Genomic DNA, 6,895 nt, shown 5'->3' with positions numbered 1-6,895 from the left:
GGCCCGGGGACGGTGGCCGCCTGTGTGTCAGGTCCTGCCTGGGCTACTCGCGGTTACGGGTAGGAGACCAGGTTCGAGGGGACGGTCCCGGTGCCGGAGGTGCCGGCGCCGGTGTTGTTGACCACGTGCAGGAACTGGCCGTTGCCGCCGAGCGAGTTCACCAGCACGTCGTGCAGCTTGACGCCCGCGGTGTCCGGGACCTCGAAGCCGTGGTCCACCACGATGGTCGGGTCGACGTTGAAGTAGCAGTAGCTGCCCAGGCCCCAGCCCTCGTGGGTGGTGACGTTGTTCTCGACCTTGTAGGCGGCGTAGCCCTTGGTGGTGCCGTTCTGGATCGCGGCCTGGTTGGGGGCGTCGTAGGCGATCTCGTTCTGGAAGAAGATCGTCTTGCCGCCGTTGCCCTTCCACCACACGTTGTACTTGTTGAAGTGCTCGACGAACAGGCCGGTGGCCAGGACGTCGTTGCCGTTCACGACGAAGCCGTAGTCGGAGCGGTTGCTCTCCCAGCCGACGCCCGCGCCGTGGTCGGCGCGCCAGATCCAGGTGTGGTCGACGATGGTGTTGTTGCTGTTGATCAGCATGCCGTTGGTGGCCTTGCCGGCGGTGACGCCGCCGACCCGGACGAAGACGTCCTGGATGACGATCGGGTCGGCCGCGTGGTTGGCGCCCGGGGTGTCGTTGCCGACCTGGAGCAGCGCCTGCGAGTTGGTGGTGCCGGCGTCCAGCAGCAGGCCGGAGACCTTGACGCCGTCGACGTCGGCGACCTTGATCGCGGTCACGCCGTTGTCCGGGATGACGGTGGCGAGGCCGAGGCCGAGCACCACGGTGTCCGGGCGGGTGATGTTGATGCTCTGGTCGACGTGGTAGACGCCGGGGGTGAAGAGCAGGTTGAGGCCCTGCGCGAGCGCCTGGTTGATGTTGGCGGCGGTCGCGCCGTCCTTCACCACGTAGAACTGGTTGAGCGGCAGCGAGGTGCCCTGCGGGGTGCCGCTGCCCCAGGAGACGCCGCGGGCGTTGGTGCGCTTGGCGGGCACGAACACCTTGTAGTCGTTGCCGTCCAGGTAGAGGAACGGCTTCTCCTGCGAGACCGGCGTGGTGTCGAGCGTGGTGTACGGCGGGTTCGGGAAGCCCTGGGCGGGGGCGCCCTGGACACCGGAGAAGGTCTGGTTCCACACGCCGTTGGAGAACCCGCCGATGGAGCTGTCGCGGGTGTACCACTGCTGCTGCGAGTAGTTGCCGACCTGGCCGTCGATCTTCGAGTCGGCGATGTAGCCGCCCGAGGCCCAGCCGTAGCTGGCGGGGGCCAGGTTGAGGCCGCCCTCGACGTGCATCCGGCGGAACGGCGCGGCCTGCGAGACGGCCCAGCGGTCGGTGCCGCTGACCGGCTTGAGGTGCAGGTTCTCGGCGGAGCGCCAGAAGTTCTGGGTGGCGTTGCCGTTGAACCAGCCCGCGTCCACGGTGACGTCGCCGTTGAAGGTGGTGTCGTCCGGGTTCAGGCCGAGGCCCGCGATCGAGGTGTAGAAGCCGATCTGGGCGTTGATGTTGTTGTACGTGCCCGGCTTGAACAGCAGCGCGTAGCGCTCGCTGCCGAACTGGTTCGACTCCTGCTTCTTGAAGACCTCGTCGACCTTGGCCTGGATGCCCGGCGTGGACGGGTCGAAGACCAGCACGTTCGGGCCGAGGTCGCCGCCGCCCTGCACGGGCGGGGTGGTGGAGCCGCCGCCGCCGGTGTGGACGCCCATCTCCCACAGCGAGTAGCCGTAGTTGGTGGCGCGCTGGGTGCCGTACATCCGCACGTAGCGGCCGGAGCCGGAGACGTTGAGCGTCTCGTTGCCGCCCGCGCCGGTGGTGGTGGAGTAGATCGTCGCCCAGGTGGTGCCGTCGTTGGACGCCTGGATCTGGTACGCCTTGCCGTAGGCCGCCTCCCACTTGAGGTCGACCTTGCACAGCTGCTGCACCGAGCCGAGGTCGACCTGCAGCCACTGCGGGTCGGCGGCGGCCGAGGACCAGCGGGTGCCGGTGTTGCCGTCCACGGCGGAGGACGCCGGGGTGCCGCCGTTCTCGGTGGACGAGGCGGTGGCGGTCTTGCCCTGCGCGGCGTTGTCGGTGGAGCAGCCCGAGGTGGGCGGGGTGCTGGTGCCGCCCGAGGGGGTGCCGGTGGGGGTGCCGCCCGGGGTGCCGAAGACCTGGAACTCCCAGAGGGAGTAGCCGTAGCCGGTGGCGCGGCTGATGCCGTTCATCCGGACGTAGCGGCCGGAGCCGCTGATGTTCAGGACCTCGGTGCCGCCGGCGCCGGTGGTGGTGGAGTAGATCGTCGTCCAGGTGGTGCCGTCGTTCGACGTCTGGATCTGGTACGCCTTGCCGTACGCGGCCTCCCAGCTCAGCTGGACCTTGCTGATGCTGGAGACGGAGCCGAGGTCGACCTGCAGCCACTGCTGGTCGGAGGCCGCGGAGGACCAGCGGGTGCCGAGGTCGCCGTCGACGGCGGCGGTGGCCGGGGTGCCACCGTTCTCGGTGGACGAGGCGGTGACCGCCTTGCCCTGGGAGATCAGCGAGTCCGCGGCCTGCGCGGAGCCCGGGATCATCGTGACAGCACCCGCGACCAGGGCCGCGGCGGCGAGTACGGCAGGCGTCCGGCGCAGGGGGGCACCGGAAGGGGGAGGGGCGAGCCGCATGGCTCCTCCTGCTGTGAGGGGGTGGGTGGGGTGGGAAAACAGCGGAGAGCGCTCTCCGGGCGGAGTCTCGGGGCAGGAGCCACCGGGCGTCAAGCCGCACGTGGGGACGACTTGAAACCTCGGCTTCACCTGGGGGAAACGCCGCCGCATCAGGTTAGTTCATGGCGAGAGAAAAGTAGAGACCCTGGCGGCGACATCTCAATTTCCTTGGACCGCAATGGGAGAGCGCTCTCCGAAGAAGGGGACAAACCGGGACGCCGGGACGCCACGGGCCCCGCTCCGGCCCAGCCCACGACCCAGCCCCCGGCCCCGGCGGGGCAACTGACGGGCCGACGGCCTCCGGCCCCGGTGCCCGGGGCGGCTACGGTAGGCCCCGCCGCTCCCGCGCGCCAGCGTCCGCGCGCCACCCGCGGACCGGCCGCGCCTCGCGGCCCACCGGCGCTCGTCGCCGACCTCGTCCGGATGCGCGCGTGGGGGACGGCGGGTTCTCCTCCGCCTCGGCGCACGGTGTCACGGCGCCGGACGGACGCGAGGAGTTCACGGTGCGGCGGGAGCAGCCCGTCCACCGATCGCGAGGGCGCGGAGGCGTGCGACGGCCGGCGCCGCCTCGTTGTGCAGACCGGTCACCGTCCGGGTCCGGGGCGGGGGGCCATGACCTCCTTCTGCATCACTTCGCGGAGGTTGTCCAGTTGGACCCAGACCGCCTTGTAGTCCGCGGACAGGGCGTCGAGAGCCCCGGCGTCCCCCCGTCCGGCCTTCAGGATCCGGCCGTTCGGCGCGTGGAGGCGGTGGGCCGTCTCCCGGGCCGCCCGGCAGACATCCGGGCCGGCGATCAGGGCCGCCTCCGCCGTGGCGTCGCTCTGCGCGGCCCGCGCCCCGTCCGGCTCCCGCCTCGTCACCCCGGGGTCGTCCTCGCCCCGCCGGGCGTGCAGGTGGTCGACCTGGGCCCGCCGGCAGGAGCGCGCCGCCGCGTACACCCGCACGTAGCACTGCCGCCGCAAGTCCGCCCCCCGCGCCTCGCGTTCGCGGCGGCGGTCGTCCCGCCCGGCCCGGTCCGCCTGCCGCTGGGTGAGCAGGGCCGCCGCCAGGGCTCCCGCCACACCGACCGCCGCGGCGGCGAGCGCCACCCACGCGTCAGCCGTTCCGGCCTCCCGGTCCGTCCGCAACCGATCCCGGGTCAACCATGCGCCGGCGCCCTGCCCTTCGCCCGTCGAACGTCCCGTCGAACGTCCCGTCGAACGTCCCGGCCGCCGGACCGGCCGCCGGACCGTTGGGCCGCCGGGTCGGACGTGGGAAATGTCACCCTCTTGACGATCCCTTTACCTTCGATTGACCTATCGGTCGCGGGCCCCTCTCTGAAAAGGTGGTACGAGCCAACCACGTCCTGCGCCCGAAGGGATCCCCGTGCCCGTCCCACGCATGCAATCGACCCCGCTGCCCGGCATCGGCGTGCAGTACGACCTGACCACCCGGGAGCGCCGGCACGTCTCGGTGATCGCCCACCGGGACGGCACCCGGACGCTGAACACCTACCGCCGCGAGGACCCGGACGCCTGCGCGCACTCGCTGCACCTGACGGAGGGTGAGTCGGCCGCGCTGGTGGACGCCCTGACCCCGTCCCACCACAGCCCGAACGTGCTGCACACCTCCGGGCTCGGGCTGGTCGCCGAACGGGTCGAGCTGTCCGGCTCCTCGTACTGGAACGGGCGGGCCCTGGGCGAGACCCGGATGCGCACCGACACGGGCGTGTCCATCGTCGCCGTGCTGCGCCGCACCGGCGCCGTCCCCTCACCCACCCCGGACTTCCGGCTGGCCGGCGGGGACATCCTGATCCTGATCGGCACCCGCGAAGGCGTCGACGCCGCCGCCGCGATCCTCGGCCGGGAGTGACCCCGGCGCTCCTGCGCCCCCGGCTCCCCCGGCTCCCCTGAAACACCCCCGGAAGACCCCGGGGCACCACCCGCGCACGGCCAGAAACCCCCGGGCCGGTCCAGCACGCCGACCGGCCGTCGGGCCCGGACGAGAGGAGTACCGAAGGTGCGACCCGCTAACCCGCCGGAAGCCAACGAGGACGACCCGCACCGGAGCCGCCGAAAACCAGCCCGCCGCCCCGCGACCGCGAACCAGGCCCCCACCCCCTCCGGCCCGCCAGGCCGGAGCACCCCGGAAGCGAAAAGGTGATCGCTTGCACACCGCCACCATCTTCATCGAACTCGGCGCGATCATCCTCACCCTGGGGCTGCTCGGCCGGATAGGCTCCCGCTACGGTCTCTCCCCCATCCCGCTCTACCTGCTCGGCGGCCTCGCGTTCGGCCACGGCGGCCTGCTGCCGCTCAGCGCCAGCGAGGAGTTCGTCGCCACCGGCGCCGAGATCGGCGTGATCCTGCTGCTGCTGATGCTCGGGCTCGAGTACACCGCGGCCGACCTGGTCACCAACCTGAAGAGCCAGTACCCGGCCGGGATCGTCGACTTCGCCTTCAACGCGCTGCCCGGCGCGGCGATGGCCCTGCTGCTCAGCTGGGGCCCGGTCGCCGCGGTGGTGCTGGCGGGCGTCACCTGGATCTCCTCCTCCGGCGTGATCGCCAAGGTCCTCGGCGACCTGGGACGGCTCGGCAACCGGGAGACCCCGGTGATCCTGAGCATCCTGGTGCTGGAGGACCTGGCGATGGCCGTCTACCTGCCGATCCTCACCGCGCTGCTGGCCGGGGCCGGCCTGCTGGTCGGCAGCGTCACCCTGGCGATCGCCCTGGCCACCGCGGGCCTGGTGCTCTTCGTCGCGCTCCGCTACGGGCGGCTGATCTCCCGCTTCGTCTCGCACGACGACCCGGAGAAGCTGCTGCTGGTGGTGCTCGGGCTGACCCTGCTGGTCGCGGGCATCGCGCAGAAGCTCCAGGTCTCGGCCGCCGTCGGCGCGTTCCTGGTCGGCATCGCGCTGTCCGGCGAGGCCGCGGAGGGCGCGCACACCCTGCTCAGCCCGCTGCGCGACCTGTTCGCCGCCGTCTTCTTCGTCTTCTTCGGCCTGAACACCAACCCCGCCAGCATCCCGCCGGTGCTGCTGCCCGCCCTGGCGCTGGCCGTGGTCACCGCCGTCACCAAGATCGCCACCGGCTACTGGGCGGCCCGCCGGGCCGGCATCGCCGCGAAGGGCCGCTGGCGGGCGGGCGGCGCGCTGGTCGCCCGCGGCGAGTTCTCCATCGTGATCGCCGGGCTCGCGGTGACCGCGGGCATCGAACCCTCCCTCGGCCCGCTCGCCACCGCGTACGTCCTGCTGCTCGTCATCATCGGCCCGCTGGCCGCCCGTTGGACCGAGCCGATCGCCTCCCGCCTGGAACGCCGCGGCCACGACGACACCACCGCGGCCGAGCCCCGCCCCCTCCCCGAGGAACCCGGCGTCCGCGTCTGACGCCTCCGCTCCCCCTCCCCCGAGCGCCCGCGGACCTCACCCCGGCACGTCGACGGCGGCGAGGTCGGCGGGCCGTCGGCGGACGGCGGACGGCGAACGGCGGACGGGCGCCGGGGGCGAGCAGGCAGTGCCGCACCGGAGCGACCGGGGCGGGCCCGGCGGAGGGCTCACCGCCAGGTGGTGCGCAGCACCGAAGCACCCGAGCGGGCGTCCACCAGCTCGAACCCGTCCCGGTCGCGCACCAGCGCCCGGAAGGTTCCGTCCCCCTCGCCTTCGCTCTCGCCCCGCAGGTGACCGACCCGACCCACGGTCACCGACCGCTCCAGCAGCCACCCGGCGATCTCCAGCACCTCGGTGAGCGCCTCCTCCAGGAAGCACGAGCGCACCGTCAGCGCCCACGGCACCCCGCCGTCGGTCCGCCGCCGCTCCGGCGCCGGGACCAGCAGCGCGACGTCCGCCCCCGCGAATTCGATGCTCGGCGACCCCCCGCCCTCGAACGCCGCCCACGGCTCGTCCGCGGACGCCGTCGGCAGCGCCGGCGGCTCCCCCTGTCCCAGCAGCCACCGGACCTCCGCCAGTTCCTCCTCGGACAGGTCGGGCGCCAAGTCCACCGCCAGGAACAGCTCGTAACGATCGCTCACCCGCGCATCCTAGGCCCGGCCGGGCGGGGTCCGGACCGCTCGTCGTCCTCGGCCCGGACCCCGCCCGGCTCAGCGGCGGGTCACCTCCGGCTCGTAGCCCGCCACGTCGACCACGGCGTCCCAGCGCCGCCCGTCGAGCGCGGACAGGTCGGCCGTGCGGTCGCCGAGCACGGTCT

5 protein-coding genes are annotated in these 6,895 nt (G+C 72.8%); 2 read left to right on the top strand and 3 right to left on the bottom strand.

The window, feature by feature from the left end; genetic code table 11:
* Positions 1 to 53: 53 nt before the first annotated feature.
* Together ACFUEL_RS31820 and ACFUEL_RS31815 are read right to left on the bottom strand one after the other, a co-directional pair.
* On the bottom strand, positions 54 to 2,675 hold the full coding sequence (locus tag ACFUEL_RS31820; RefSeq protein WP_380240387.1) for a discoidin domain-containing protein: 2,622 nt from the start codon (positions 2,673 to 2,675) through the stop codon (positions 54 to 56).
* A gap of 623 nt (positions 2,676 to 3,298) precedes the next feature.
* Positions 3,299 to 3,802 carry a hypothetical protein gene (locus ACFUEL_RS31815; protein ID WP_380240385.1) on the bottom strand — a complete coding sequence of 168 codons (504 nt, stop codon included), beginning with the start codon at positions 3,800 to 3,802 and terminating at the stop codon, positions 3,299 to 3,301.
* A 292-nt stretch (positions 3,803 to 4,094) separates the two neighbouring features.
* Between ACFUEL_RS31815 and ACFUEL_RS31810 the strand changes: the two genes are divergently transcribed.
* Positions 4,095 to 4,565 carry a cation:proton antiporter regulatory subunit gene (locus ACFUEL_RS31810; RefSeq protein ID WP_380240384.1) on the top strand — a complete coding sequence of 157 codons (471 nt, stop codon included), beginning with the start codon at positions 4,095 to 4,097 and terminating at the stop codon, positions 4,563 to 4,565.
* A gap of 295 nt (positions 4,566 to 4,860) precedes the next feature.
* Positions 4,861 to 6,078 (top strand): cation:proton antiporter, encoded by a 1,218-nt coding sequence (locus ACFUEL_RS31805; protein ID WP_380240382.1) that lies wholly within the window; start codon positions 4,861 to 4,863, stop codon positions 6,076 to 6,078.
* Between the two features lie 167 nt (positions 6,079 to 6,245).
* On the opposite strand, the gene ACFUEL_RS31800 is transcribed toward ACFUEL_RS31805, so the two are convergent.
* A complete protein-coding gene (locus tag ACFUEL_RS31800; protein ID WP_380240380.1) occupies positions 6,246 to 6,719 on the bottom strand; it encodes a hypothetical protein in 474 nt (157 codons plus the stop codon).
* Positions 6,720 to 6,895 lie beyond the last annotated feature (176 nt).

The organism is Kitasatospora sp. NPDC057198 (assembly GCF_042670125.1).
Taxonomy (GTDB): domain Bacteria; phylum Actinomycetota; class Actinomycetes; order Streptomycetales; family Streptomycetaceae; genus Kitasatospora.
The sequence above is the reverse complement of the archived record's forward strand: the minus strand, read 5'-3'. Positions and strand labels throughout refer to the sequence as shown.